Origin of the sequence: Paenibacillus sp. LK1 (assembly GCF_002750415.1) — a bacterium.
GTDB classification, from domain to species: domain Bacteria; phylum Bacillota; class Bacilli; order Paenibacillales; family Paenibacillaceae; genus Paenibacillus; species Paenibacillus taichungensis.
Genome location: NZ_PEII01000004.1, coordinates 398,809 through 425,341, shown reverse-complemented (window position 1 = coordinate 425,341; position 26,533 = coordinate 398,809). Strand labels below are relative to the sequence as shown.

Here is a 26,533-nt window from a genome sequence, read left to right as displayed (position 1 = left end):
TGCCTTTAACGTATAAAAAGCGCTGGCAGACATGCATGCTTTAGGTCGTTACATCCTGATGTGGGTTCTGCCAAGCATTGCGTGTACGCCAGCGCTTTGAACTAATGGTTCCTATTTAATACTAAGTTCAGCTCGTGTATAAGTTATTCAAAGTAGGCATTGGCGTAGGATTCCGTTCCCAATGGGGACGGCACGAAATCTTTCAGGTTCGCTTTACCAGCCAAAATAGGAGTGGTGTGCACAAGTGGAATCCATGGAGCATCTTCCTTAATAATCACCTGCGCTTGCTTGTACAGTTCCGCACGTTTGTCCTGATCCGTTTCTTTCTGCGCACTCGTCAGCAACGTATGCAATTCTTCGTTTACGTAGAAGCTGCGGTTGTTGCCCGGGATCGCATCCTTATCGAGCAGCGTGTACAGGAAGTTATCCGGGTCACCGTTATCACCGGTCCAGCCGAGCATGTAAATGTCGTCTTTCTCCCCGGCTTTGGCATCATCCAGATACGTTGCCCACTCTGGTGATTCAATGTTGACGGTCACTCCGATTTTCTCAAAATCGGCCTGGATCGCTTCGGCAACCTTCTTGCCGTCAGGCATATACGGCCTGGATACCGGCATTGCATAGAATGTTACCGGGTCAGGCAATCCATCAGGATAGCCGGCTTCGGCAAGTAATGCTTTTGCTTTTTCCAGATCATAAGCATAGTCTTCAATACTGTCGTTATACCCCCAAAGCGTTGGCGGCATCGGGTTTACCGCTGGCTGCGCTTGTCCGGCAAAAAAAGCATCGATAATGCCTTGTTTGTTCACCGCGTGGTTGAGCGCTTGTCTTACTTTCACGTTATCAAACGGTTTTTTCTTAAAGTTGAAGCCAATATATGACACGTTAAATGGTGGACGCTCAATTTTTTGCAGCTCACTATTCCCCTCAAGGATGGACAGATCGTCCGGGTTCAAGTCTTCCATAATATCAATCTCGCCGTTTTGCAACGCATTGAAGCGAGCCGTGTTATCCGGAATGGAACGCACGATTACTTTGTTCAGCTTCGGCAGTCCCTCTTTCCAATAATTCGGATTCTTCTCCAGGGTGATGGAGTCGTTCCGCTTCCACTCTTTGAATACAAATGGGCCTGTGCCTACTGGCTCGCTCTTGAAATTTTCCTTTTTCTCCTGAATCGCGGTTGGACTTGCAATGCCAAATGGTGTCATCGCAATGTTTTGCAGGAAAGGCGCTTGTGGCTGGTTCAGAGTGAACTCGACCGTTGTCTCGTCAATCGCCTTTACTTCCTTGATCACGCGTCCGTCTTCCGGACCAAACATGGAATCGTAATAGTCGAAGGAATCTCCCTCGAATTTATATTCACTGGCAGGATCGCTCCATCGGTTGAAGTTGAACACTACTGCCTCTGCGTTGAAGTCAGTACCATCGTGGAATTTCACGCCGGACTTCAGCTTGAAGTCATACTTGAGTCCATCCGCCGAAATCTCCCAGCTCTCAGCCAGTCCCGGAACAACCTCGGTTCCACCTTCTTTGTAGTCCAGCAATGAGTCGAATACCTGATGTCCAATCTTCAGCGACTCCCCATCTGTTACGATTGCCGGGTCCAGCGCCACCGAATCTCCGCCGCGTCCCATTATCATCGTATCTTGTGCTGCCACTTCTGCCGGAGGCTCGCTACCTTCCGCCGGAGCGGGTGAATTGCCTGTACCCTCATTACTGGCGCTGGAGCAGCCCGATAGAATCAACACTGTACTCATGGCCATTGCCATGACCCCGGATAACCACTTTTTTCTCATTCGCATACGTACAACACCCTTCCCTGTCTCATAATGTGTGTGATACTGGCGTGAAAAAACTTCAATGATTACAATCGATCGGTTTGGTGCTTTGTATCATATGAAAGGCTTTAAATGCCTTCGATACCTGTGATGGATGTTTAGATAAGTTGAGGAGTAAATATGAAATGTGAAAACGGATGTAACCGTACACATTTTGTAAGTTTTTTCGGATGATGTGACGAGTTGTAAATGCCTGTGGTTGTTGCGTAATAATTTACCTTAGGTCAATAAGCAACAGTAGAATGGTACGGACTTGGTGGCGGCCAACAAGGCTGATTTAGAGAGAATTGTGGCGTTGTTTGGTATGGAGTTTGGCTTAAGGTTTGACTTGGAGCTAAACGTCATGGCTAAAGTGTAATAGGCAAAAATTTAATGGTGGTAAGTAGCTGAAACAGAAAGTTGGTAAACAAAACATTTTAGTGGTTTCTCAAACAGGTTGGGTTGGTTGAATTGTTTCAAAACATTTTGAGATTGATCTAGAGATGTTGGATTTTACAACAGGGAGACATTACAATAACTTTTGATGTTAAAGTCTTGTCATGATGAGGAGGATTGTGTAAATAAACAGTGGTGAAAATCGATTTCGTGTAACTTACTTTACATCAGATTCATCAATTAGACAAGAGATTTACGGACATAAGTCTTCAACTTTATTATATATGTTAATATCATTTACATAAAACACAAAAAAGGAACATCATTCGACAAAAAATCGCCGTGTGTCCCTTGTTGTGCTCCCTCTTTTAAAACCATGAACAACTTATATTTTAAGTTAGGTCAGGTTATTTTTTGAATAAACCTCTGCGGTACATGACCGTGATAAAACGGTAAAAATCATAACTCGCCCCACCATCGATGCTAAACAATGGATTTTTGGTGTCATATGCCAGTGCTGCGTCCACGGCCGCTTTTGCCCAGACTGGAACTTCCATCTGCTGGCGCGCCTGCAATTTATCGACCTGGGATTTCAACGCATCAAACGCTGCTTTCTCTTCGGCTGTCATCGGTTCGCCCCCTTTCGGTGGTTCGGTTGGATTCGTGGGATTGGTTGGTTCGGATGGCTCTGGCGGCTTTGGTGTTGCTGTTGCATATCTTGCTCTCAATTCCGCTGCCGATCCTTGGAACTCGTTCATATCCACGTTGCCGCTAATCCCGTTCACCTTGCCCGAGTCCGTATACTGCCAGAACGTCCAACGTTTCCAGGCAGGCTGGTCATCCGGTACACGCGTGTTGCTGTAACGTGCGATCCACAGATCGTATGAGCTGAGTGTTGTATCAAAATTGCCGGCAAATGAATTGCCCGTGTATATGATCGGTTTCACACCCGTGAGACGTTGCAATTCCGTTAAAAATGCCTTAGCTACCGTGTTGATCTGAGCTTTGCTCAGGTTACCCGGATTGTTCTCGTAGTCCATGACAGGAGGTAATTGCAGCGCCTTGGCGCCTCCTACTTTTTGCAGTGTATTGGCATAATGTGCCGCTTCTACCTTGGCACCATCGGTAGTCGTTGCGCGGAAAAAATGGTACGTCCCTACCAGCATGCCCGCCGCCAGCGCGCCTGTTACATTTTCCTGAAAATTCGGATCGGTATACGTCTGCCCTTCGGTAGCCTTAATGAACACAAACGTCATGCCGCTTACCTTCACTTTGGCCCAATCGATCGTGCCCTGATAACGGGAGACGTCAATGCCCTGTGTGTTGCCCGAGCTTCTCGTTTGCATGTTTCTCACACCCTTTATGCGGCAAATTGCCGTTTGTATATAGTTAATGCTTGGGGGTCAGGGGTTGCTTGTGTGCGTGTCCTGATTGTTGGTAAAAGGTAAGTTCGGATGGCTATGGTGGAGCTACTTAGTGCCATCTCTTGTTTGTGAATCTGTATCATCTGAATCTGCCTGTGAAAAAGAGTCTTTGGCACTCGGGGAGAAGTTGCTAGGGAGCTCCCCGGTTCCTCCCTTACCCTTAAGCACCTCAATGGCCTGCCTAATCGCAGGCGGGATTGGAGCGCCCAACTTGCCCCCGTTCTCAATAATGGACAACAACTCATTTGCGATATAAAAAAAGGCGACCGCATCCCTGAACAAATGTCCGTCTCCCAGAACACCATCCACCAGATGAGCCACCGATACCATTGCAAATATAAATACCTTTCGCGCGATTCCAAACATCCCGACATTACTCTCCAGCTTGCCACTCATACCCGCCGCCGCGATGCCAGTAAGGTAGTCGAGGATGACGAACACGAGTAGTACGCCAAGCACGCCTGACCAACCTCCGAAGAAGTAGGTTGCAGAGCTGGTTAGGAGCGCAAGGAGCCATTTCCATAGGGTGTCCCATCGTTCCATATTTTCACCTCCTTATACACGGTTTAAGAGCTTTTGTTCCCTCCATGACAAAACATCACTTCCGAACATACTACCTCCCTCATATTCTATTGTGTAAAACCACAATGTCCGTCTTATTTCATAGGTATAATCCTCGTGATACGAATTACTTACCTTGTCGAACTCAATAGCACCTTCCTGTTGTCCAGCATTAATGTTTAGAGTGTTTACGTGGTCCGCTTTTGCACCATGCACCACCACGATGAGACGGGTGATAAACATTATAATGAGTGCCAATCACAATGAGTTTACGATAAAACTGGTATCTGCCCAAAACGTCACACCTTTCTCTATTGATCCCCTTGATTAAATTAGACAACGTTCCAACGGTTATAGCATCATGTCACCATAACACATTTTTCTCTCTATGTGTCTGATCATCATGCGTATATCAAACGACCACCCACTGCGTATCTACAACCACCCTCAAACCCTGAAGCATTCCTTTCGAATACATAAGAAAGTCTGATGGGTCCTGTTATATCAAAGTTAGATGGCATCGGGAATTCTTTGTTCCTTGAATTAGGACCATCATTAATAAAGGTCATTATCCTATTGGTAAAATCAATATAAATAGACTTGATGTACATTGTGAAGCCGTTAGAAATCCAATCCATGCTTGCAACAATGTTATTTTTGTCTCTAATCACAACCGACGATATATAGTTTGAATAAGCGTATAGTGTTGTTTGATAACCGACATCTGCTGTTGTGGCATTCGTTGCAAACAAGGCGTATTTAGTCCCCGTCGGGAAAGTGTGTAAATCATAATATTTGATTTCCCCTACCGCCAATGGAACAGAACCGGAACCACTTAATACCACCGAAACAGGACCGCTAAATGCTCTTATCTTCGATGCCAATGTTGCCCATGTATCGGATGCGGATGCACTTCCACCCTTGGCGTTAATGGCACCCACAATACCATTTTTAGCATCAACGCCATATTGAAAAAGCGCAAGATCGTCAGCTTCGGCGGTGTATGGTACATCTGCTGCGCCTGCTGAAAACTTAATCCTTGAAATAGCTTTAACACTCCCAGATACTCCGGATGCTCCGCCCGATACGACCAGACGTATTTTTACGGATGTCACACCGGAAGGAATAGTTATTGTTTTTGATTTCCGATGCCAATTAGAATTAGAATCGGCCACAAGCGAATTGATTGTCACATCATCACTGGCATTTTTAACTTCAATAAGCAAAACTCCCGTTGTCATTCCTAATGTATAAAACATTGCTTGTAAGTTGTATGTCCCAGCGATGACATTGGTTGCGTTGGAATCAAGAACTGCATAAGCGTTAGCCGCCACAGCTCCTGTCACTTGAAAATACTTCAGCGTTCTAAAGTTAGTACCAACGGTCACTGACCATGGAGCTGACCCATAGTCAGTCCACCCATAAAGCCCTAAATTTGCGGACGAATTTTGAACAAGATTAGACGAATCCAAGCTGATAATAGGCGCTACCGCCGCATTAGCTTTTGTTGTCGCATCTGTAGTAGCTACATTAATAGCCGCCACTCTCGCATCACTTATCGCCTTCTCCGTTGCCGCCACCGTCTCAGACGTGCCATCCGTCTTGCTCGACAACTGCACCTTGCCTTTCTGCGTCAAAGACGCATCGGGAATATCCATCTTGCTCACCGCTTCACGAAGCGAATCCAGATCCGCCTTCGACGCAACTCCTGCATCAATCTTTTCAAAAATCCCATTAATACTCTCACGGGTAACGTTCTCGTTCCCCAAGGGAAGAGGCAACTTCAATCGATCTGTTTCTTTTGGCATTACGCCCACACCTCCAATTCATTCCACGTCAGGGACGCGGTGTCCAGTTCATCCCAGGTTATCTGTTTATTGTCCAGATAGTCCCAGATCAGATAGCGATACTCATACTCCACGGCCATGTGGGCCGGTTTCAGTTCATCAATCGCGCGTTTGAGATCGTCAATATTGGGCGGAATGCCCATCGTGTCCACAAAGCTCACCGTAAAGCTCCACGCTTCCGGCTGAAACGTTATATCCACCTTGCCCCCGGCATACGCCTCAGCTACGTTTGCGACCAGTCTGCCCGAAAATTTTCCGGCACCCCGCAGCTTGGACTCCACCACGGCACGCCGCTGCTCCATAGGTTTGAGACGATCCGTCTCAATGCCAAGCTCCTGTTCCCAGAAATCCAAACCCCACGTCGCCGTACGAACAAAGAACTGATCCAATGTTTCACCCAGCGCCTGATACAGCAGATCCATCTCGTTTCCTTTGGACTGCATATCGGCCTGCATCACACGTGAAGTCTCATAATAACTCGGCAAATACGAGAACAGCTCCCGCCCTTTTTCACTCGTCAATCCAACATGAACAGCAGAAGGTGCATTCATGAGCAGCATCCTCCTTTCCTTTCACATCAACGTAAATAGCTTCACTCAAAAGCTGCGCTACCGAGCGGCGTACCACACGACCCAAGCACTCTTCTTGCCCGACACTTTCTTCATTTCCAGCTGAACCAGATACCGTATAGTCAGAACATTCCCGATGTCCCACACTACCGCTGCCACCACATCCACACTTCGCTTTCACCTTCTGCCGAACACTACTCATGCACATCCACCGTCCCCAGCACCGCCACCTGACTCGCAGTCATCTCGATATTCTGGTCGCTCACACCGTTCACGGTCAGCTCCGAATAGTCGATGATGGGCGGAATGTCGAGCAGGATCGCCGCAATACGGGTATAACGCACAAGCGGATCGGCAAAAGCCAACTGCTTTAGATACGCAGTCACCCCGCGCTCGATCAACGCCCTTACATCCGCTAACGTCGCATCACTTGCCAGCGTCAGCTTCACCTGAATGTTCATCGGTACTTCCTCTGCTGGCATTACGGTCACCACCGGGCCAGCCGGGGCAACGCCTTCACCCTGTCCATCCTGCGTTGGGTCCACGTACTTCTGCACAGCCGCCACCAGATCGCTTCCCGCCGCACGTTTGTCCGTATCCAGCAAATACAGTCCCACCGTGCCTGGCCCCTGCCATAACGGAATCACCCGCGTTGCACCAACACCTGGCACCTCACTGGCCCATTGCACATATTGCGATTTGTTGCCGCTTGTCCCCTGATTGCGGACTTTGGCATAAAAGCGCTCCAACAGAGCGGTATCCGCCTCCACATCCGCACCGCCCTTAATGACATCCATGTTCACCACAGATGTAACGCCACTCATGGGTGTAGACAGCACAGTTACAGTGCCCGCAGGCACATTGCTCTCTTTTCCGGCAACAAGCGCCCGCACACCAACACTGCCCAGACCGTCTTCTCCCAGCTCCACACGACTAACGGTTTCATATTCGAGTGAAGCCTCACCGGAGATTTCATCTGCCAACGTAGCCACAACCGTACCCGCAAGAATCACCTTGCCCGGCGTACCCACGAACCTCACCGTACCTTGTGCCGCCACCGCAGCCCGCCGCGTAAGGCCATGCTCTCCCGCCCGCAGATCCAGCTCTTCCGAACGAAAATTCGGATCACTGCTCGCAGCCGTACTTGCAAATCCACGCCGCAGCAGTTCCTGCGCCCACAAAGCCGCCTCAGACAGCATAAACGCAACCGGAGCCTCCGCATCCCACAGAAAAGACCCTTCCGACTTATCCAGATCCGCGGGCAGACGATCCAGCATGCGCTGCATAATCTGTTCCTCCATCTGGTCCTCCAAATAACGTGGAATCTCAGCCATCCCGTCAGATCACCTCACTTTCCAAAATAAACATCTCTTCCTGTACACTCGCCACACGACACGAGAACATGCACTGCTCCCGATTCCAATCGAACGTAAACTGGTCTATCGAATCCGTGCGTGGATCAGCGAGCAGTGTCTCTGTAACCATCCGGGTTATCTCACTTTCGATCACTCCCCGGCTGTCCCCCTGACCAACTAACTCCTCCAGCTCCGAACCATAGTTTCGGGAGTAGATCACATGTCTGTACCTTGGCGTTTTTACCGCCTTGATGCACCATTGCACCCAAGCTTCATTCCCACTCGCCGCAGCGACTTTGCCACTTGGAGTCAGCACAAAATCCCCCGCATCGTAATCGAATCGCCAGCTCCGTCCAAACCTCACCTCTTCCGAAGCCGCCCCCGACAGATCTTCCTCATCTCCCCATACCAAACCCGTTTCCGGGAACAAACTAGGCATTCGCACTCACCACCTTACACAGCACCACAATGTCGTTACCGCCATTCACTCGCATCGCCAGCACACGGTCACCGGCTTTCAATCCTTTACCAAGAGACCACACCGCTTCTTCCACTTCCCCTTTTTGCAAAAGAAACCGTCCCGTGCCCGTCGTTCTGCCGTTTGCCACGTCAGGTATACCGGAAATCGCGCCAGCAGCCTCGCGCTCCGGCAACCCAAGTGTGCCCGGCAGCTCGGCCACGAGATAGTCCTGCACTTCGTGCTTGAAGTCATCCAGCTTTACGCCGGATGAAGTCATCGTTCCCAGCACCGCGCCCATGCCGCTCACGGCCTGACGGGTATGGGTACTCATCGCTCCGCGCATGACCTCGGCAAAATGCCCATACGGATCATCTTTATTCAAGGTAAAACCTCCTTTTCACCAGCTCGGCTGTCCCCAGCTCCAACGTCATCGTTCCAGGTCCAGCGGACAGATCACGGCTAACCGACATGACGATCAGTTTCAACCCTTTGAGCAGCACCGCGTCTCCGGCACGAATCGTATTCACATCTGGTGCAGATACGGTAAAGGTCTCCTGAACACCCGTCAGCTTGCTTTTCGCCAGCTTCTTGGCGGCCGTCGCTGTTTTGACCTGATCGTCCTCGATCAGCTTTTGCAGTGTGCCCAGCTCGGCTACACCATCCTGCTCAATCGCGAGCACTTTGGAAGGAACCTCTTTGCCACTGCTGGACTCGGAGGCCGCCATCACTTTAACTTTCGTAACCGCGCCTTCGAGCGTACGCATCTGAGTCAGATCGATCAGCCGATCCAGCTCGTGCACCTTCGCATTACTGCCTACCTTGAACAACTGCAACCCACTCGGCGTCATCCGCGGATGATACATATCACCACCGGACTTCACCGTTTCTTTCAGATCGGCAAACATCATCGAAAAAATCGTCTGCGACCGATATACCGCTTTGCTCAGCTTCGTTTTGGTATCCGGCAGCGCGGTGTAGGGAATTTTCCATTCCTTAGCGTACGTTTTCAGTCGTTGCGTGGCAGTCTGGTCTTTCGGCAGAAGGAACTCATCCTCTGATTTTTCCAGATAAATCATCCGGTCGTAGACGGTCAGGGACAGTCGCTTGGTGCCGCTGTTAGAGCTTTCCACTTCCCAAATGACGGCAGGGTGCAGCAAGTGAACCATTGATTTTTCGCCAAAAGGAATCCCGCTGATCCGCACCGCCATACCCGGTGAGATCGCAGGCAGACCCGAAGACGCTGACACCGCCAGCCGGATGTTCGCCTGATAGGCAATCTGGTCGAGCGAATCCTTCAACGTAATCGTCTCCACCAGCTTGGTGATGTCATATTTGTCGTCGACAATGACCTTGTAGGTCATGGCATCACCAGCTTTTGTCCCGGCTTGATCCGGTTGGGATCGCTGCCGATGGTCTTCACATTGAGCTTATAAATCTCGTTCCATTTGGAACTGCTGCCCAGCTCAAGCTTTGCTATTTTAGACAGGGAATCGCCAGATTTGACGGCGTAGGTCTTGCTGCTCGTTTTCAGATCCGTACGAGAACCGGACTTACTCGCAGATGTTGCGCCGCCAACCTTCTCCACTTTGGAATCCCGCCACGTTCGCAGCGTAATGTCAAAGTAAATATCCCCGCTTTCACCGCCCCGAAAGGTCGTATTGTGTGAGATCAGATACACGGGCACGTTTACCCCTGTGTTGGTAATGATGAAGCGCAGCGGTTTTTTCGATACCAGAAACGTGTTCAGCATATTCATCGCTACACGCGGATCAGGCAAAGGCTCGTACATGCAATAGGACGCATCATATTCTTTTGGAAAAAAAGAAGAGAAGGTGATCTCCTTCACCTTCTCTCCCTGAGCAAAATCAAACTCGCCATACTCCAGCATATTAATCGTTTCGTACCCTTTGGATCGGGAGATCGTCAGTTCTTCCGGTTTCACCGGAAATTGAAATTTCGTTTTCCCATCGATCAGGGTGAATTCCATTTTGATACCTTCCACGTTATCTTCAAATACAGTCATGACAGGCCTCCTTTCTGCTTAGGCCATAATCGTTTTTCGATTTTCCATCGCACGGCGCACTTCGCCTGCAAATCTCATTCCAACTTGATGCGAGATCGCATCGTAGTCGATGGCGTTTTCACGGACAGTCACCTGCACAGCTCCTTGTGGTACGTTTACGGAGATCTGATTGGTCGTCTCGGTTTTAAAATCCTTGAGGTAACTGGACAGACTGCTCATCTGGTCTTCGGATATTTGTACCGTCATCGTAGATGATTTCCCATTTGTCTGTGCACCGTTACCGAGCGCCATCGCTTGGGACTGCATCACGCTTGTTCCCATGAAACCAGCAGATGTAGACTGGCCGACTTTACTGTTCAAATATGCTGCTGGACCGGTCATTGTCAGTGCCGGTGGCACATAGGCAGGTGTCATCTGCGGACCTGTTGCTACTTGCGACGGTGAAGCCAACGATGCCACGGATACGCTCTTGTCCTCCTTCTTGGAGCCGAAACCGAAGAAACTGGATATGCCATCGGTGATGTTCTTCGTTTTCTCAGAGATGTAATCCGCTGCACCCGACAATGCATTACCTACCCCCTCGGTAGCGTTGGACATGAATTTCCCGATATCCTTGGATTTGTCCCCAATCCAGCCGCCTGCTGCACTGCCAGCCCAACCGCCGACTGCACCGCCTATATACGTGCCAATGACGGGTGAAATGACGCTACCAATTGCACTACCAATCGCCGTACCTGCGGCACCGCCAATCATTGAGCCCACTGCGCGGCCCCTCTCTTCCGGCGGTGCGCTTGCGATGTTGGCCACATCAGCGAGCATGCTGATTGGACGAACCAGTTTTCCAGCACCTTTGGCAAGGCCGCCGCCCAATTTACCCAACATGCCATCTCCCGAGAATAGATTGGACATCGCCATGGGTGAACTAGACATCAAGCCTGATACCAAATTTGACTTTTTACCGCCACCAATTCTTCGGTTTCTGTCCATTTTTTTAGCTTCCTGAAAGGCACGCTCAGATGTGTCTGTATCAATTTGGGACATACTCGGCGTTGGTGCAGGAGTTGGTGTAGCTGCTCTGGAAGCAAACCTTCCTCCCCCTCGTCCACCAGATACTTTCCGGACAGGCGGTTTGCTTGATGTGTCACTACCTGTTCTTGAACTGTTTCGAGTTTGATTCTTGCCTATCTTACCTTCCGCCACTTCTGTACTCTTACTGGGATTAGAAGCCTTATCCTTTTTAGACTTTCTACCGAACATTTTTTTTGCTTTTTCACCAATATCTGTAATATTGTTTACAAAGTCCGTAAATTCATAAAGGTGTTCATACCACTTTTTATCCTCTTCTTTAGCTGCATTATTAATCGTTGTATTATGACTCCCAATCACAACTGACATAGAAGGCCCACTCGCCGGGTTCATTTTCCCCATCGCCACTTCAACCTTCTGCCGAACCTCCACTGACACAGTCCCCGAAGCCTTAACTACCTGGTTCCTGAAGCTGTTCAGTTTCAGTAGTGCACGGTCAAGTGCCGGACTAAGTTGGTCATCCAATCCAATCTTAGGTGTAATCCGCAACCTACTCAATCGCACAGCCGTGCTATAAATGCTCTCCAGCCTGCGCCCGGTTGTTCTCAGCTCATTGTTCACCTTGATCAGACTCTGATATCGAACCCTGCCCAGACGTTCGGTAGAACGCTGGATCTGATCCAGATACCGGATCGTCGTTCGCATTTCCGCGTTTGATTTGGACAAGCCCACAATCATTTCTGCCATTTCTTTCACCCCCTGTCCGATCTAATCATCGATTCATTTGCGAGGTGATCGCTGCCATTTCCTCTTCCGAGAAAGCAATCAACAGCGAGCGCTCCCCGCGTGGTAAAGACCAGAATTCTCCGGGCCGTAGATGATGACGAACCCACATGTGATATAAGAACGTAGTCATCCCGCCGGAGTGAATCAGTTTTTTAGGTCTTCAATCTCCACACCGAAGCCGGAAAGCTCAAGTACCTTGTCGCCAACGGCATCCAGCTCACCCGCGAGTAACATGCGGCGAACCGCTTGTTCCCCACCGGATAGCTTCATGCGACCCGTGATGCGGTTGTCTCCCCAACCGGACAGTTCGAGTCCGCGTACATTCATTTTCACCGTAGCTTCGGAAATCAGCAGCGCGTTAAACGTTTCGGTATCCACCTTTTCCTCGGTGCGGCCTTTGACTGTTTTTCGAATCGTACAGCGTTCGCGAATCTGATCCACTTTGGAGGACGTCAATCCACGCAGGGTCAGCAACAGATCCAAACGTTGAATGCGTACATTCTCTTCCGGCAAACGTTCTGCTGCTTCAAACAACTGATCCAAAATTTGTTCTTCAGACATATTCTCATTCATACTCATTGGTTGTGATCTCCTTCTTAGCTACATAGTTTCAATTTAAAATAAAAGCAGCCCTGGCTAGGGCTGCTCAATAATAATTCTACAAACACACATCATTATTCAAGAATAATCTGATTATTGGAATAAGTAATCGTACCAAAAGTTCCAGGGGACGGAATCTTTTTGATTACTTCTTGTTCTCCTTTAATCGTATTTCCATTCATCAATTTCCTTGCCGGACCAGTAATCGTATTATTTTGAATTGTAATATTATTCATTACATCCGAAGATAACTTCGTTTGCATCGTGATCGCTGGTAAATAGGAAGATTTGGATGCGGTTGTCATATCCCAATCATGAATTGTATTGTTATTGATCACAATATTGTTACGGCTGAAAAATAATTTGATCGCTTCTAAATATGAGTAATGAATAGAGTTTCCTTCAATTACCGAGTTAGTCTGAGGAAACAATCCCTCTTTCGAAGGCGTCGTGAAATGAGGATAATAACCAGAATATTTCATCGTATTATTGAATGCGTGAAAGTTCCCTTCAATGAAGTTCTCTCCGCAATATTCAATAGTGCAGTTGGAAATTTTAACGTCAGCGGCAGTCCCCTGCGGATTACGAACAAAAATCCCATTTGTAGCATCACCTTGTAGGGTCTGGTTTAACTCCCCTGTTCTTCTGATTTCACATTCCGTAATCTCCATGTTACGCACAGAATCTGCTGCCGAGCCCGAATCGGAACCATACGTTTGAATTCCACGATAAGCAGTATCCTCAATGATACAATTGGTGATCTTGATATCACTTGAACTTCGTACCGTAATGGCGGATTGCCCCCAAATATCATGCATTTCACAATTCTCGATAAATACTGTAGCAGCATTTTGAACATAAACGGCATTACCCTGAACAACAATATTGGTAATGTTTCTACCTATATTTTCGAAATTGCAGTCTGTGATACTAACATTTTGATGACTTTTGTTCTCAAAATAAATAGCCGTTTCCATGATATTTTCAAAGTCACAATGATGAACACTTACATTCATAGTATTATGCAGATGAATGGCCCGAACTTGCTTTTCACTCCTAAACTTAAGATCGTTGAGATTGATATTGGAGCCTTCAATTTGCAAAGGAGCTTCAAGCATTAAAATTGCTTCATTCCCATAAATATTCTTCGGCTTAGTAATCTTAAGTGTGTATTTAAGCAGATATGTGCCCGAAGGAATCATTACATTTATCTCGTTACTTTGCATCAGCTTATCAAATGCCTTGGTCCAGTCCCATTGGGAAACAGGCAAACTTTTATCAGGTACCAAACTTTCAAAATCTTTAATGGATAACATATCAATCGTCTCCTCAGTAATAAAGATTTATATTCCCATGATGTAGTATGCACTGTTGAGAAAAAGGTTTTTTTTCGGGCCTATAACACAGAAACTAGATATCACATGAAAATAAATGTTTCTACTACGATGTTTGCAGAAGCCGGCTCTGAAAAATTTTAGTTCGCTACAATCGGGTTCAACAATTCAAATCCTTCAAATGTAAAACTTGTTTCCTCCGGTACTTCCTCACCCGCTGTCCAGTTAGCAAGTTGGATTTTGTCCACCATGCAACCTTTCAGCAGGACACTCTCATGTCCATAGGATTCAGGATCGTCTACCTTCGAGATGATCTGAAACTTGGTGAAGCCGCGCTGGATCATGTCCGAAGTGACTTTGTAACCTGTCATGGTACCTGTTCCTTTTTTAGCACCATTCTTGTGTACTTTCCAATCGTTGCCGACCAGATTCAGCTCACGTTTCTCAATTTCAACGCTGGCCTCCAGCTTATTAATATTGGTCTGCCACACACCATCGATATGCAGCTGACCATGGGTACCGAGAATGACTCTTGACGCATCCAACATGACAATTCCTCCTTGGAATGGTTGGCTGATCATTGTTACACGGTATAACTCCGCGGGCAGAACAATCTTCCGATCGCTGTTATCCCCAGATTTTATTGATCCTCTTTTCAAAAGGGAAAATCCGGAGATAAAGGCGAGCACTTTGTTTCTCCAAATTTTTTCTGCCCTCTCCGTTATCGTGTAAAACACCAGCTCAAATAATTTTTAGTCAATCTAATAACCGATCTTCTCTCCTACACAAATCTTATTGCACGTAAAACGTTCCAAACAACTGCTCCATTACATCCGTCAGCCTCACATTCCATTGCAGGAATACCTGATCTGCCTCTGGCTTGAGAATTGGTGCAGCACCATAATACGCCGGATCGAGAACGACATCGTATCCCTCAGCTTCAATGACATTGCTCTGTGCGAGCATCGCCAGATAGGCTTTCATCGCACCGATCAGCGCCTGACGTCCTTCTTCCGTATTGTTCACTTTGCCGATATACGTATCTTCAGCAGAGCGCTGCAAATCTGTATTAATTGCATCCATCACACGAATGGAACGGATTTTTTTCCAGGCATTATTCTGTCCTGCGGCAGGGGTCACGAGTGTATTCACTCCGCGAAGCGCCTTCACCTGACGTCCATCATGGAAGAAAATAAATACACCATTCTGAACCGCCTGCTCCTGTTCTGCACGAGTCCAGCGACGCGTCACGTCATCGAACGGAGATGCTGCGTATGTGGTGGATTCATTCAGACGTTGTCCGGCAATCAGACCCGCAACATAAGCAGACGTTTCCGCCGAGCTGTAGAACGCATCTCCCAGACGCACACCCGTACCAACATTAATCACACCCTCATGATTCAACGTAAGTGAACGTGCTGCTGCCTTCTGTGCTGCAGTCGCAGAGGTGTCGTCTGCCGTAGTACCACCGAATACAGCCATCACGGGTTTACCCTCATTGCGCACACGTTTCACCCAAGCTGCAAAGCTCGCCAGCAAAGGCGCATCCGCCGCATGATCCAATGCCAAAACGTCAAATTGCTCACCTTCCAGCGCGCCCTGCACGGCGATATACTCCGCATTGGTCAGTCCATCGTTGCCACTTGCACCACCTTTGAACGCCGCTCCCGCAACGGTTGCAACAACACCTGTACCCTCGCCAATCGCCTGCGCGTTAATCCAAATGTTGCTTTCATCCGCGTTGATCTCTTTCGCCAGCGACGCTGCCGAAATATCCGCAGTCAGCAGTGCATATAGCATCCGGTTGCCTTCAAACAAGCGTACTTCATGCTTTGTAATATCAATTACACCCGGTTGAATGGTGACATAGAACCCGTTACCTCGGTCACCCGGATACTTGGCGTCCAGTTGCAGAACGGCTGCATCACTGCTGTCTTTCAGCGTAAGCGTCGCTGCTTTCGCCGATTCTCCGGCTACCCGATAAGCGAGCAGCTTTTTCGGCCCTCCTAGCAGGGCGAGCTTCAAGGATGTATAAGCTGTTCCATTATCCAGGGCATGCGCCGAGAAAATACGCTCAATTGCAGCTTCACTGCCGACTTCTACAAAAGTGCCCACCGGACCCCAGTTGGCCTTGATCGGCACAACAACCGTTCCGCGATTACCAGCCTGAATAGCTGAAGACGCTGCCGCCTGAAAATTCATATATAAGCCCGGAAGTACCGGACGATTCGTTTGCTCCCAAGTTCCGCCTGCCATTATCCCTTCACCTTCGCTTTCATAAATTGGTTGATACGTTCCTTCGCTTCCTCTATGGAAAACGTCTCTTGCGCTGCTTCGTACAGCGCACCATACAGCACCTCTGCCTTAACGGCAAAGAGGGCTTCGGCATGATTCATCAGCTCGGCCTGCGTATACTGCGGGGCAGCCTGTTTGTTATTTTTCACGGAGCTTGCCATTACCATTTCACCTCATCTGTTGGACTGCTGCATTCTTTGAACCAGATCTTGGCCTATAATTTTGACCTATGAATTTTTGTCCCTATGACCCTATACAAGCTATTCGATTTCGAAGCTATGAACCTATGAATTTGAAGCTAAAGTATGATATTGAATTTCTCATCTGGAACCCCATCTAGAGTCCCTCTCGACTAGCGCTTACTCTATCCCTTTGCTATGGTGAATCTCACGAATTAATGGCACATCCGTACCCGGACGGCGAATACGCTGCTGCAACGTCAGACGAATCTGCCCGTTTAAGTAAGCGTCTGCCTGCAAGTCGGCAGAAACTTCATCCACCGTCACATATCGCGTACCGTCTGTATCCGTCAAAGCAATACGGGGTTGCACAGCCAGTTGTTCAACCAGATGTGTGACCGTTTGATGGACATCTCCCACATTCGCAGCCAGCACATGCCCAATCCATTGCTTACGAATCTCCAGCGCAGAAGTCCCTGCGGTGGTTGTGCTGCATCCCGTCAATCGCCACAGTACGGACTTGGCCTTATAACCTCCAGGCCAGGCATCCCCATATACGGACCACTCCTGTCCGAGCTGAGTTCGTGTCCAGCCCTGAAGTGCAGCCATCCACAAATCTGTGGTTTCAGCCTGAGCGTATTCCAGCATTTCTGGAACATACACCCCAAACCGCAGGCTGCGCGTAACCAGTCCAGAACTGGCATCCACACGATCACCATCCGAAGAACCCAGATAAATACAGGTAAATGCCCCGCCCTCTTCATCCTCCAGCCTGACCTGATGTAGTCCTTCCATCAGCGCTGCTGACCAAGTCTCTACTTGTTCAGCACCTCCATCTTCGGGGCGTGCGTATGGAGAGATTTTGATGATCCTCCTATACCCCGCCCAAGCAGACTTCGGTACTTCTTCTGCAAAAGCAATCACGGCACAAGGTCCGGCTAACACCTCTCCCGGTGCAGGGATGTCCTTTACTCGGCCATTCCATGCCGGAACAAGAGCCTCCAGCTTCTGCTTCAGCGTTCGTCTGATGACGTTACTCGCTTGCCCTGTGCTGTCCGTGTTGTTTAAGTCACTACTCATAGACACATTTATTTCGCCCCCTTCAGCTGCAAGTTTCGATCTGCCCGCATTGTGCAGCGACAATGTGGCAGCAACGAACTCCCCCCTTTAACCGATCTGCTAATGGAAAAAGGAAATCATCGTCAGTACGTCTCTGTGCTAACGGTTCTCCACCGGCGCCAAAGCTGGACACCATTCACCGCAACAAAAAAGACCGGCCCCTTGTGGCCGATCTGTACATTAGCGTATGTGCTTTCGGTGTGTGTCCTTGCTATTGATCCGATAATACAATCTTACACCCTTTCATCCCTAGCGCGGATGGTGATTCGTACGACTTCGGTGCGAATAAGAGTGTATCTGGGGTGGAAAAAAGACGACTCAGCGTGGCTCATGCCATTAACACCCTATTTCAGCGTAACTTTCGGATTCAACGTAATCTCAAACGCACGTCCCCAAATGAAATCGGGATTCGCATATTCCAGCAGTGCACTGCAATACTCCGCATAAGCTGCTTCGCCATTACAAATTTGTTTGATCGCTACATTACCTTGAACAAAGGCGGTTTTGTTCGCCAGTGCCGTGGTGTGGGTCTGCATCAGATCCCTGAGTAAAGTCTGCAAATGAGCATAATCTTCTTCTGAGTTAAACAACACCATATTCTGATCCGCTAGAGTTGCCACATTGGTATAGAGCGCATGTGCTCTGGAATACGTACGGATATCTGCAATTGCTACTGCTTTATAGTAGTAATCTTTCAGGAAACGTTTGAACAACAATGACCCCTGTGCATTCATGGCATCTCGCAACGCATGGGCATGTGTTTCTGTTGTAATCAAAGCATAACGGGATTGTCCCATACCCACAGCCATACCGATTTTGTTCCCCGGCGTATTCCATGCACTGTAACCCAGAACCCGGCCCGTATACGGACTGTTCAGGAGTGCTTCGGCCACATCGACGTTGGCTGGACCTTTTCCTACAAAATCAATCAGCACCGAAGGAAGACCCTTCTCACTATTACTGGTCAATTGCGCCACAGCCGCCTGCACCTGATCCAGGGCCGTAATGGCAATAATCTCAATGTCCACCGGCTTTTTACCCGGTTTGCCTGGATGACGATTCGTCATGCGATCCAGCTCAGACGCCATATCAAACGAAGAAGCTTCATCGACAGATGTAGCATTCGTCAATTTATTTTCATTTTCCACATCGGAAGTTGTATCCGTTGCCACATCAGGCTCTGGATAAGCAGAATCCGCTACAACCACACCACCAACAATATCCACATGACGCACTACATTCTCGTGCACATTCATATATTCGTAGGTATTGATAATCGTGGAACCATGAGGGCCAAAATATTTCACGGCATAACGCGTTTTTTTCCCACCACGAAGCAATTGGTTAGCCATACGTGCCACCAAAGCATGACCCAGGCCATCTGCATCTGGAAGAATGATCGCCCGATCGGGATTTTGTCCATCCGTCCCACCAAGCCATTCATTGATCCGTGCTTCCACATATTTAATCTCATTAATCTGAACGCCTTGCGTATTGGCATCGTCGACGCCTACGGCGAGGAAATCAATATATCCTTTGCGAGCAAGCTTATCCAGAATATACAGATTGGTTTTGAATTTATGTTGTCTAGTGTTGTAGTACTGTTCTTTATTAAAATACGTCGTTTCCCCATATTCCGTAGACTCTGGAGATAGGTTGTACCCGTTCACAATATCCTCGAATGCCGTAAAAGACTGGCGTGGCTGCTGCATCAGTGCACGTGACTCGTTGTAGGCATCCAATGCGAGACCATCTGCAAATGAGGTGGTGGCGAGTCGCATAATGGTATCCATTACAAACACCGGTTTGCGTGGATATTTCCCTTTAATCGCTTTGATCACATCGAGCAAACGGGTTGTTTCCTGATCGTAATCAGGATATGTGCAACCTCCATCTTCACGAAGCTGACGACTGCCAATCAGACCACCATAAGCCAGCATATCCGAAGAGATGATGAATCCATCCACTTTGGCGGCATTTTTCAAAATGAAATCATGAATGTTGGACGGTTTACCGTACGTAGGCGTAGACGTTCCAAGCAATGTGGTGCCTTCTACCGTTTTCTCGGAATCCAGACGATTTTGAATGTCACCCAGGTGCGGTGTAATGATATGGATACCGGCTGCTTTTCCTTGTACAACGACGTCATCCAGATTCGCTGGACGATCATCCAGTGGAACATACAATACTGTTTTCATATCCGAAAACCTCCTGTTAGATAAGTTGAACTAAAGATGTTACACCTTGTCACTGCGATTGCAGTACCATCTTCCGATCGCTCTTATCCCCAGATTTTCTTGCTCCCTTCGTTCAAGGGTAAAATCCGGTGCTAAAGGCGAGAGTATGCTTACGAAGTAGCTTTCTTGCAGAAAGCTTTTAACTTCGCTTCTTCAGATTGGTTCTGCACTCTCCGTTTTGGTGTAAAAATTAAATTCAACTTATAATGATATATTCAGTCTTTCTTTAGTACCCGATCAGAGCAAGGGTGCAATCACCGCATCAAAAAACCGGCCCCTGGCCGGTCTGTACATTAGCGTATGTGCTTATCGGGATATGTCACTTGCTACTGATCCGATAATACAATCTTACATGTATAAATTGGTCGTGCTGACGGTTATCCGCATGGATTACGTCTATTTGTTGTTGCCATCATGGCGGTTAAATGTCGGTTTCTTGCTGAGACTTCTGCCGGATAATCCAACAAATCTATTCCTGATGCTGTTTATATGATATAAGTGGCATTTCTAACCTTATTTACAATAAAGGATGGATACGATCATGAATAAAAAGCTCTGGTTCTATCTATGGATTGCTATTACCAGTTATATGGCCGGCCCTATTATGTATGCTTTGACAATGTACACCTTTTATCAGGAAACAGATGTTCTAACTACTTCACTCATTGGATGGACCGCTGCAACATTCTCTTCCGTTGGTATCCTGTTTATCCTGGTCACAGTCATTCTGCTTCGAGTGCTCCACATCTATTATTTCTGGCTACAAACCCTGCTATTTGAGTTACTTTTCCTTGTGCTCGTCTATAGGCAATACAGGTCTGCCCTCGCTGTCCTTTCCATTTACGCCCGAAGGCATTCCCTTGTGGGCGTTCTGGGGGAGTATTGCATTTATGAGTTCCTGGGGAATATGGTCAGCGCGTCAGCCCATACGAAAATCACCATTCATGCTGATATCCAGAGTCATTATAATCCTGTTTATCCTTGAAATTTGGCTCCTTTAAAAAGATAAAAAGAAACACAGCCTTCTCAGGCTGTGCTCTCTTAAAAGTATTTTGCTCACGCGATAATATAGCGGAAGTTTTCCCAGCTTTCCGGAACCGAATTTCCGTATCTGGCATGATGGTAGAAGCTGAATGGAAATTTGAACACATGACCTCCATGCCAATCGCGGGAACGTCTGTCGGTGAGCCAGTATTCCAGTTCATGTGGGAGTGCAACAGAGCGTTCTGCACGAATCAATGGCAGACGGTCAACTGGAGATTGCAACGTTGGCATCTCCTGTTCAACATCCACATCCCGGCTCAGTCGCAGCGCCTTGACCATCCTGAGAAAAGGCGGAATGCCTTTATGGAACAAAGCAGGATAATCCAGTTCAAATAATATATTAAGCGCGTGCCCGTAGGTTAGCATGTGGCCGATCAGATCATGATGTGCTTCTGCCTGATATATGTTACGAAATGCGCCAAGCTCATCCAGAATCAGCCGGGACAATTGTTCCGGTCGTTCTATATCAGGGAATCCGTCTGCCTCACTTAACTTCAAGCTGCGAATTTCTTTCACAGTTGTGTTTACCCAGGATCTACCTGGAATGGTTCGTTCAAAAGAATCAATAAGTTCAACCATCTGATTCATGTCATGTTCTGTGCCCCAACCATCCAGTTCACGAATGGCTTTCAGACTAAGGGCACCATAGATGGCCTGATGGCCAACCCAGTGCAGTTCTCCGATGGTTCGATCCAGCGCTGCTGTAATACGCGCTTCGGCCTCTTCCCTTGGCAAAACCTCTCCATTCCGGGAGTTCAAGCCATCATTTAACCCGTGCTGGCGAAGCATGGCTTTCGCTTCAGCCGTAACACTGCCCGCCGCAAGGGCAGTGAGACGATTTTCTCTCACCCAAAAATAAGCCGCAATAGCTCCCGCCCCATAGTGGGCGTGCCACAAATCTCCTGTACGCTCCCGACTGGACACAATAACAGCCAGCCCTTCTTCCAACAAACGTCGATCCAACATGCCACCACCCTTCATCGATGCGAATCATGATACACACACGACCAGCAACAGTTTTTTAGCAAAACACTCTTTTTAAAGCGTTTACTTCTATAAGATGATCCAAATGGTGCACATATGACCGTTTACCTGCTGTTCCGCGCATTTTAGCCGATTCGAAGTCTCCCAACATCACGAATGGACACTTCCAGTGGATATATGTTTGCTTTTTGCTCGGAAAAGAACCAGGTTCGCTCCTTCTTCACCACAATAAACAGACCGTTTACATCCCCTATAGGGGCAAAGGTATCACTAATCGCTCTCCATCGTTTCAATCCCATCTGCTCAAGTTCATCTACCGCAGAAAGCACATCTTCCGTGACAAGTCCCACCTCACACACCTGCAGCAGATCCTTCTTCGAAAAGGGGCGTTCACTCTCGTTATGAACGGTATGATGAGCAATCAGCTCCAGAATGTTACCGACAGGATCTTCGAAATAGAGCGAATTCGAGTTCCAATTGGTTGAATAGGTCTCATCCTCACCTTCATGCCTGCTTAGATGGACACGTGCCGCTGCCCATGCTTTGGCCTCCTGAAAACGATTCGTTGGAATCATCCAGGCGAAGTGGTAAAACGGATTCTGATCCGCTTCACTTCGCATAAATATCATTTTCGTTAAACCAATCTGTAGCGTAAAGGAATGCTCGGACTCTTCAGCCACGTTCAACCCCAGAGTATTGATATAAAAGTGCTTGATGTCTTCCAATCGTGCTGTATATAATTTGACCTCTTCAAAAATCATGCTGTGTCCTCCTTCACCCGACCGTGCATCTTCTCCCACTCACTCCATTGCACCATGCCGAGTTCCGGCTTCGCTTCATCCGGGAGCATCGATATGAATTTCAGGGAATGACCATCCGGATCGGTAAAATACACGGACACAGCCGGCATCCATCCAAATACATACAACTCGCCAATATCATCATCCAAGAAGTTATGCGTCTTCATCCCTTTATCTTCCAGATAAGTGACAGCTTGCTTCATGTCCTCCAACGATACCTGAAAAGCAAAATGCTGCCGCTGCACCTCGGAAGGGTCCTTTTGCCATAGTCCGAGCATCGCGTTGCCTTCACCGCCAATCCAGTAAAAGGAGTTCCCACGTTCCTTCTGCCCATAAGCATGCTGCAATCCAATGATCTGTTCATAAAAATGATGGGATCTCTCCAGATCCGTTACGTTCAGATGAGTCTCAAATATGCCTTTAATCATGATTAAAACCTCTTTCTCTTAACTCCCGGACGTCTTCCGTACTGCAGTTAACGTCTCGGCAAGGTGCAAAAATGAACCAATCACGCGTTTGATCCGATCCTCAATGTCCTGACTGCCTTCAAATTCTTCGTATCCGTCAAACGTTGCTTCAAATCTTCTGCGCTGTGCACCACCAATGGAAATCCACTCCTGCGCGTTAATACCGTGCAAATTACGAATAATTGCCTGCAGCTGCAAAAGCGAACTTACGCCCACCGCGCCTCCTGCTGAGCTGATGGACAATACCGGTTTACCACTGAAATGAGCCTGGCTCAGGTGATCCAATGCATTTTTGAGTACACCGCTGATACTGCCGTGATACTCTGGCGTAGACAGAATAATGGCATCTGCTGCGAGCATACGTGTGTTCAGGTCAGACAGATTCTGATCTTCATTCTGTTTTTCATCCGGTGCATAGAATGGGAGCGGTGTCTGATATAAATCGAACAAGCTGGCTTCATGCCCCTGACCGCTGATTACCTCCGCGGCATATTCCCCTAAACGTGTACTGGTTGCATTTTTCCGATTACTGCCTGCCAAAATGATAATATTCATCTATGTCACTCTCCTTCGATTTTATAAAAACATTCCATCTCTTCGATTCAACTTTCTCTACTCTCATCTTACCTTGCTTCTACCTCGGAATCGTCAGCAGATAGACTTTACTTGCAGCACAAAAAAACTCAACCTTTGGGTTGAGTTTCTACGACTTTAGTCTGAGAATATTGAAGCTGGATCAGACGACCCAACCATTTCTTACGGCATGAAGCGCAGCTTGCGTGCGGTCTGCCAGTCCCAATTTGTCCAAAAGATGACTGACATGGGTTTTCACCGTTTTCTCGGTAATGATTAGTTTGATGGCGATCTCTTTATTACTCAATCCTTGTGCGATCAGCCCCAGAACCTCTTGTTCCCGACGGGTGAGCATGTCCGGGCCATGAGAAGTTTCTTTTCCCAGCCCATCCCGCTCTTGCTCTGGAAGCCGAGTAGATGTATGGGGATTTGCACGCCCATGCGCTTCATTCATCGACAATTCAGACGATGCCATCACATGCATTAATTGTCCTGCTGCCGCTGGATGAAGTTCTACCTGACCTGCATGCACATTGCGGATGGCAGCGGCAAGATCCTCTGGCTCAATATCTTTCAGCAAATATCCCTTCACCCCAGCGCGTACGGCTGGTACCACATGATCCTGATCCGAGAAGGACGTAAGTACGATGATACGGATTCCAGGCAAGATCGCACGAAGCCTTCTCGCCGTCTCAATCCCATCAAGCTCTGGCATATGCAGATCCATTAATACCACATCCGGGTGCAGCTGTTCTGCTTGTTCCAGTGCTTCCTGTCCGTTCGAGGCTTCTCCGACGACTTCCATATCTGGCTGTGTGGACAAAAAAACGTGCAACCCACGCCTCACCATTGCATGATCGTCCGCGAGTAAAATCGTAATCGGCATGTCTTCTTCCCCCTGATTTTATACAGATTCGGACGGAAGTGGAATGACGACCGTTACCGATGTTCCCTTACGGGATGAACTCACAAGTTCAAGTCTGCCGCCCAATGACTGGGCTCGCTCCCTCATGATGGACAGACCAAGTGAACTGGCAGGCAAGGCCTCACGCCTTTTGGCTCCCCCTTTTCCACGATCTGTAACGATTAAGACCGCTTCCTGATCGCTTAGCTGGAGGGATATCTCAGCGGAAGGGACTCCCGCATGTTTACGTACATTATTGAGAGCTTCCTGTCCAATACGCCATAAGCCTTCCTCGATACTTTGAGGCAAGGAGCGCATACCCGTCCGATGTACAACGACCTGCAATCCCTGTCCTGTACCATATTCCTGCAAGGCACTGAGCAGTCCAGACTCCAACCCCGCCGGACGAAGCTGCATAATCAAGGCACGCATTTCCTTCAATGCTTCCTGTGACAAGGAACGTATATCCTTCATCGCTTCCGCAGCCGGATGCAGCTGTTGTGATCCGGATAACATGCTCTCCGCCCCTTTGGCTGTCAGGGACAGGGAGAACAAAATTTGGTTCACCGAATCATGCAAATCTCGAGCCAGTCGGTTTCGTTCCTCCAGTCGGGTTAATTCCCGGCGTTTGTATACCAGTCTCAGACTCTCCCACGAGGCTGTAATATGTTCAGCGAGTGCATCGAAAACCTCACGATCTGCCTGAAGGAAGTCATTGGCTGAACCCAAACCAACCACCAGTACTGCCGTTTCGCCAGGAGAACTTAATGGGATGGGTGCAGCCAAGCCCGAAGCCAAAACGGACATAGGAAGTCGGGTATTGCAAATGGCAGAAATATCTCGAATTTCTGTTGCCGACAATACTATAGCCCGATGAGAATCAATCACACGATGCATGCGATTCTCCACCTCTGGAGAGAGCCCAGATAGTGTCATCAGTTCGGACCTGCCATGAGCATGAGCGGCCTGTACCATAAAGCTTCCATTCTTCTGGGATAACAGTGCGGCAAATGGCCAGTCATAATGATGTCCAAGCAGCTTTACAACCGTCTTGGCCATATCGTCTACACTGTTGCAATCGTTGACCGTCACGCCCAGCGATCGGCTGAACTCCCCCAGCCTGACATACAGATCCGCTCGCCTTTGCTCTGCGCTATATAATCGCATCCGCTCCATTGCACTACCTAGCTGATAAGCTACAGCCTGCAAAAGCGCCAGCTCACTATCACTAAAATGCTCTTTTCCTGGTGCCGCAACATTCAGCAGTCCCAGCATCTTCTCCCCCGAGCGGAGCGGAACCGTTGCATGATGAGTGATGTCACGGGTATCTCCCCATTGATGATCGACGGCATCCTCCAGGCGTTTGCAATTAATGATATTGACAGCATTATCCAATCTCCCGTCCCGGAAGCGATTCACGCACCAGCAAGACCCACAGCGCATCGGCTCCTTCTCATGATGCAGCAGAGCAGGAGGCAGACTGTAATCAGCAATACAGGAGTACTCTCCCTGATTATTGATCAGGAACACCCAGCCCGTAGTCAATCCCGTCAGTTCCAACAATTTACCGAGTACCGTATCCAGCATCAGATTCAGGTCGTTGGATGTGTTGAGGGTTTCCGCGATCGTCTTCAGTGTGTACATCTCCTGCATTCCGGCTTGTTCCGTCATGCGGATTCCTCTCCTTTGACTGATCCTTAGTGTTGTTTTCAATTATTGTATACAATCAGCGA

General features: G+C 48.2%; 26 protein-coding genes. 1 reads left to right on the top strand and 25 read right to left on the bottom strand.

The window, feature by feature from the left end; all coding sequences use genetic code 11:
• Nucleotides 1-143: 143 nt before the first annotated feature.
• From CS562_RS11670 to CS562_RS11585, 19 genes are all read right to left on the bottom strand, one after another.
• Nucleotides 144-1,796, bottom strand: a complete 1,653-nt coding sequence (locus CS562_RS11670) for an ABC transporter substrate-binding protein (RefSeq protein ID WP_076291570.1) — start codon at nt 1,794-1,796, stop codon at nt 144-146.
• A gap of 824 nt (nt 1,797-2,620) precedes the next feature.
• Nucleotides 2,621-3,559, bottom strand: a complete 939-nt coding sequence (locus CS562_RS11665) for a glycoside hydrolase family 25 protein (protein ID WP_099855794.1) — start codon at nt 3,557-3,559, stop codon at nt 2,621-2,623.
• Nucleotides 3,560-3,682: 123 nt separating this feature from the next.
• On the bottom strand, nt 3,683-4,180 hold the full coding sequence (locus tag CS562_RS11660; RefSeq protein WP_099855792.1) for a phage holin family protein: 498 nt from the start codon (nt 4,178-4,180) through the stop codon (nt 3,683-3,685).
• 419 nt (nt 4,181-4,599) lie between these two features.
• The gene (locus CS562_RS11655; protein ID WP_099855790.1) at nt 4,600-6,006 is read right to left on the bottom strand and encodes a tail fiber protein; all 1,407 of its coding nucleotides are present in this window, start codon (nt 6,004-6,006) and stop codon (nt 4,600-4,602) included.
• Nucleotides 6,006-6,596, bottom strand: a complete 591-nt coding sequence (locus tag CS562_RS11650; RefSeq protein ID WP_099855788.1) for a YmfQ family protein — start codon at nt 6,594-6,596, stop codon at nt 6,006-6,008. The genes CS562_RS11655 and CS562_RS11650 overlap by 1 nt, the downstream gene beginning before the upstream one ends.
• A complete protein-coding gene (locus CS562_RS32585) occupies nt 6,556-6,816 on the bottom strand; it encodes a hypothetical protein (RefSeq protein WP_125477268.1) in 261 nt (86 codons plus the stop codon). The genes CS562_RS11650 and CS562_RS32585 overlap by 41 nt, the downstream gene beginning before the upstream one ends.
• Nucleotides 6,809-7,948, bottom strand: a complete 1,140-nt coding sequence (locus tag CS562_RS11645; RefSeq protein WP_099855787.1) for a baseplate J/gp47 family protein — start codon at nt 7,946-7,948, stop codon at nt 6,809-6,811. Before CS562_RS11645 ends, CS562_RS32585 begins: the two co-directional genes overlap by 8 nt.
• Before the next feature lie 4 nt (nt 7,949-7,952).
• Nucleotides 7,953-8,408: a DUF2634 domain-containing protein gene (locus CS562_RS11640; RefSeq protein WP_099855785.1), complete on the bottom strand. Its 456-nt coding sequence runs from the start codon at nt 8,406-8,408 to the stop codon at nt 7,953-7,955.
• Nucleotides 8,401-8,811 carry a hypothetical protein gene (locus tag CS562_RS11635; protein ID WP_099855783.1) on the bottom strand — a complete coding sequence of 137 codons (411 nt, stop codon included), beginning with the start codon at nt 8,809-8,811 and terminating at the stop codon, nt 8,401-8,403. The genes CS562_RS11640 and CS562_RS11635 overlap by 8 nt, the downstream gene beginning before the upstream one ends.
• Nucleotides 8,804-9,790, bottom strand: coding sequence for an XkdQ/YqbQ family protein (locus CS562_RS11630; protein ID WP_099855781.1), 987 nt, complete (start codon nt 9,788-9,790; stop codon nt 8,804-8,806). Before CS562_RS11630 ends, CS562_RS11635 begins: the two co-directional genes overlap by 8 nt.
• Nucleotides 9,787-10,416 carry a LysM peptidoglycan-binding domain-containing protein gene (locus CS562_RS11625; RefSeq protein WP_099855955.1) on the bottom strand — a complete coding sequence of 210 codons (630 nt, stop codon included), beginning with the start codon at nt 10,414-10,416 and terminating at the stop codon, nt 9,787-9,789. Before CS562_RS11625 ends, CS562_RS11630 begins: the two co-directional genes overlap by 4 nt.
• 54 nt (nt 10,417-10,470) lie before the next feature.
• A complete protein-coding gene (locus CS562_RS11620; RefSeq protein WP_099855779.1) occupies nt 10,471-12,225 on the bottom strand; it encodes a hypothetical protein in 1,755 nt (584 codons plus the stop codon).
• A 183-nt stretch (nt 12,226-12,408) separates the two neighbouring features.
• Nucleotides 12,409-12,843, bottom strand: coding sequence for a phage tail assembly chaperone (locus CS562_RS11615; protein WP_053783415.1), 435 nt, complete (start codon nt 12,841-12,843; stop codon nt 12,409-12,411).
• 95 nt (nt 12,844-12,938) lie between these two features.
• Nucleotides 12,939-14,180, bottom strand: a complete 1,242-nt coding sequence (locus tag CS562_RS11610; RefSeq protein ID WP_099855778.1) for a right-handed parallel beta-helix repeat-containing protein — start codon at nt 14,178-14,180, stop codon at nt 12,939-12,941.
• 158 nt (nt 14,181-14,338) lie between these two features.
• Nucleotides 14,339-14,746, bottom strand: a complete 408-nt coding sequence (locus CS562_RS11605; protein ID WP_064640174.1) for a phage tail tube protein — start codon at nt 14,744-14,746, stop codon at nt 14,339-14,341.
• Nucleotides 14,747-14,990: 244 nt separating this feature from the next.
• Complete coding sequence (locus CS562_RS11600) at nt 14,991-16,454, bottom strand: phage tail sheath family protein (protein ID WP_099855776.1); 1,464 nt, start codon at nt 16,452-16,454, stop codon at nt 14,991-14,993.
• Complete coding sequence (locus CS562_RS11595) at nt 16,454-16,654, bottom strand: YqzN/YkzM domain-containing protein (protein WP_099855774.1); 201 nt, start codon at nt 16,652-16,654, stop codon at nt 16,454-16,456. The genes CS562_RS11600 and CS562_RS11595 overlap by 1 nt, the downstream gene beginning before the upstream one ends.
• Nucleotides 16,655-16,852: 198 nt before the next feature.
• Nucleotides 16,853-17,758, bottom strand: a complete 906-nt coding sequence (locus CS562_RS11590) for a hypothetical protein (protein ID WP_099855772.1) — start codon at nt 17,756-17,758, stop codon at nt 16,853-16,855.
• 377 nt (nt 17,759-18,135) lie between these two features.
• The gene (locus CS562_RS11585) at nt 18,136-19,989 is read right to left on the bottom strand and encodes a DUF4127 family protein (RefSeq protein ID WP_099855770.1); all 1,854 of its coding nucleotides are present in this window, start codon (nt 19,987-19,989) and stop codon (nt 18,136-18,138) included.
• 580 nt (nt 19,990-20,569) lie between these two features.
• On the opposite strand from CS562_RS11585, the gene CS562_RS11580 reads away from it, so the two are divergent.
• Complete coding sequence (locus tag CS562_RS11580) at nt 20,570-21,013, top strand: hypothetical protein (protein ID WP_099855768.1); 444 nt, start codon at nt 20,570-20,572, stop codon at nt 21,011-21,013.
• A 71-nt stretch (nt 21,014-21,084) separates the two neighbouring features.
• On the opposite strand, the gene CS562_RS11575 is transcribed toward CS562_RS11580, so the two are convergent.
• The 6 genes from CS562_RS11575 to CS562_RS11550 form a co-directional block, all read right to left on the bottom strand.
• The gene (locus CS562_RS11575; protein ID WP_373561712.1) at nt 21,085-22,035 is read right to left on the bottom strand and encodes a hypothetical protein; all 951 of its coding nucleotides are present in this window, start codon (nt 22,033-22,035) and stop codon (nt 21,085-21,087) included.
• A 146-nt stretch (nt 22,036-22,181) separates the two neighbouring features.
• The gene (locus CS562_RS11570; protein ID WP_099855764.1) at nt 22,182-22,817 is read right to left on the bottom strand and encodes a VOC family protein; all 636 of its coding nucleotides are present in this window, start codon (nt 22,815-22,817) and stop codon (nt 22,182-22,184) included.
• Complete coding sequence (locus tag CS562_RS11565) at nt 22,814-23,284, bottom strand: VOC family protein (protein WP_099855762.1); 471 nt, start codon at nt 23,282-23,284, stop codon at nt 22,814-22,816. The genes CS562_RS11570 and CS562_RS11565 overlap by 4 nt, the downstream gene beginning before the upstream one ends.
• Nucleotides 23,285-23,302: 18 nt before the next feature.
• Complete coding sequence (locus tag CS562_RS11560; protein ID WP_099855761.1) at nt 23,303-23,878, bottom strand: NADPH-dependent FMN reductase; 576 nt, start codon at nt 23,876-23,878, stop codon at nt 23,303-23,305.
• A 181-nt stretch (nt 23,879-24,059) separates the two neighbouring features.
• Nucleotides 24,060-24,782 (bottom strand): response regulator, encoded by a 723-nt coding sequence (locus CS562_RS11555; RefSeq protein ID WP_099855759.1) that lies wholly within the window; start codon nt 24,780-24,782, stop codon nt 24,060-24,062.
• Nucleotides 24,783-24,800: 18 nt separating this feature from the next.
• Nucleotides 24,801-26,471 carry a GAF domain-containing sensor histidine kinase gene (locus CS562_RS11550; RefSeq protein ID WP_099855757.1) on the bottom strand — a complete coding sequence of 557 codons (1,671 nt, stop codon included), beginning with the start codon at nt 26,469-26,471 and terminating at the stop codon, nt 24,801-24,803.
• Nucleotides 26,472-26,533 lie beyond the last annotated feature (62 nt).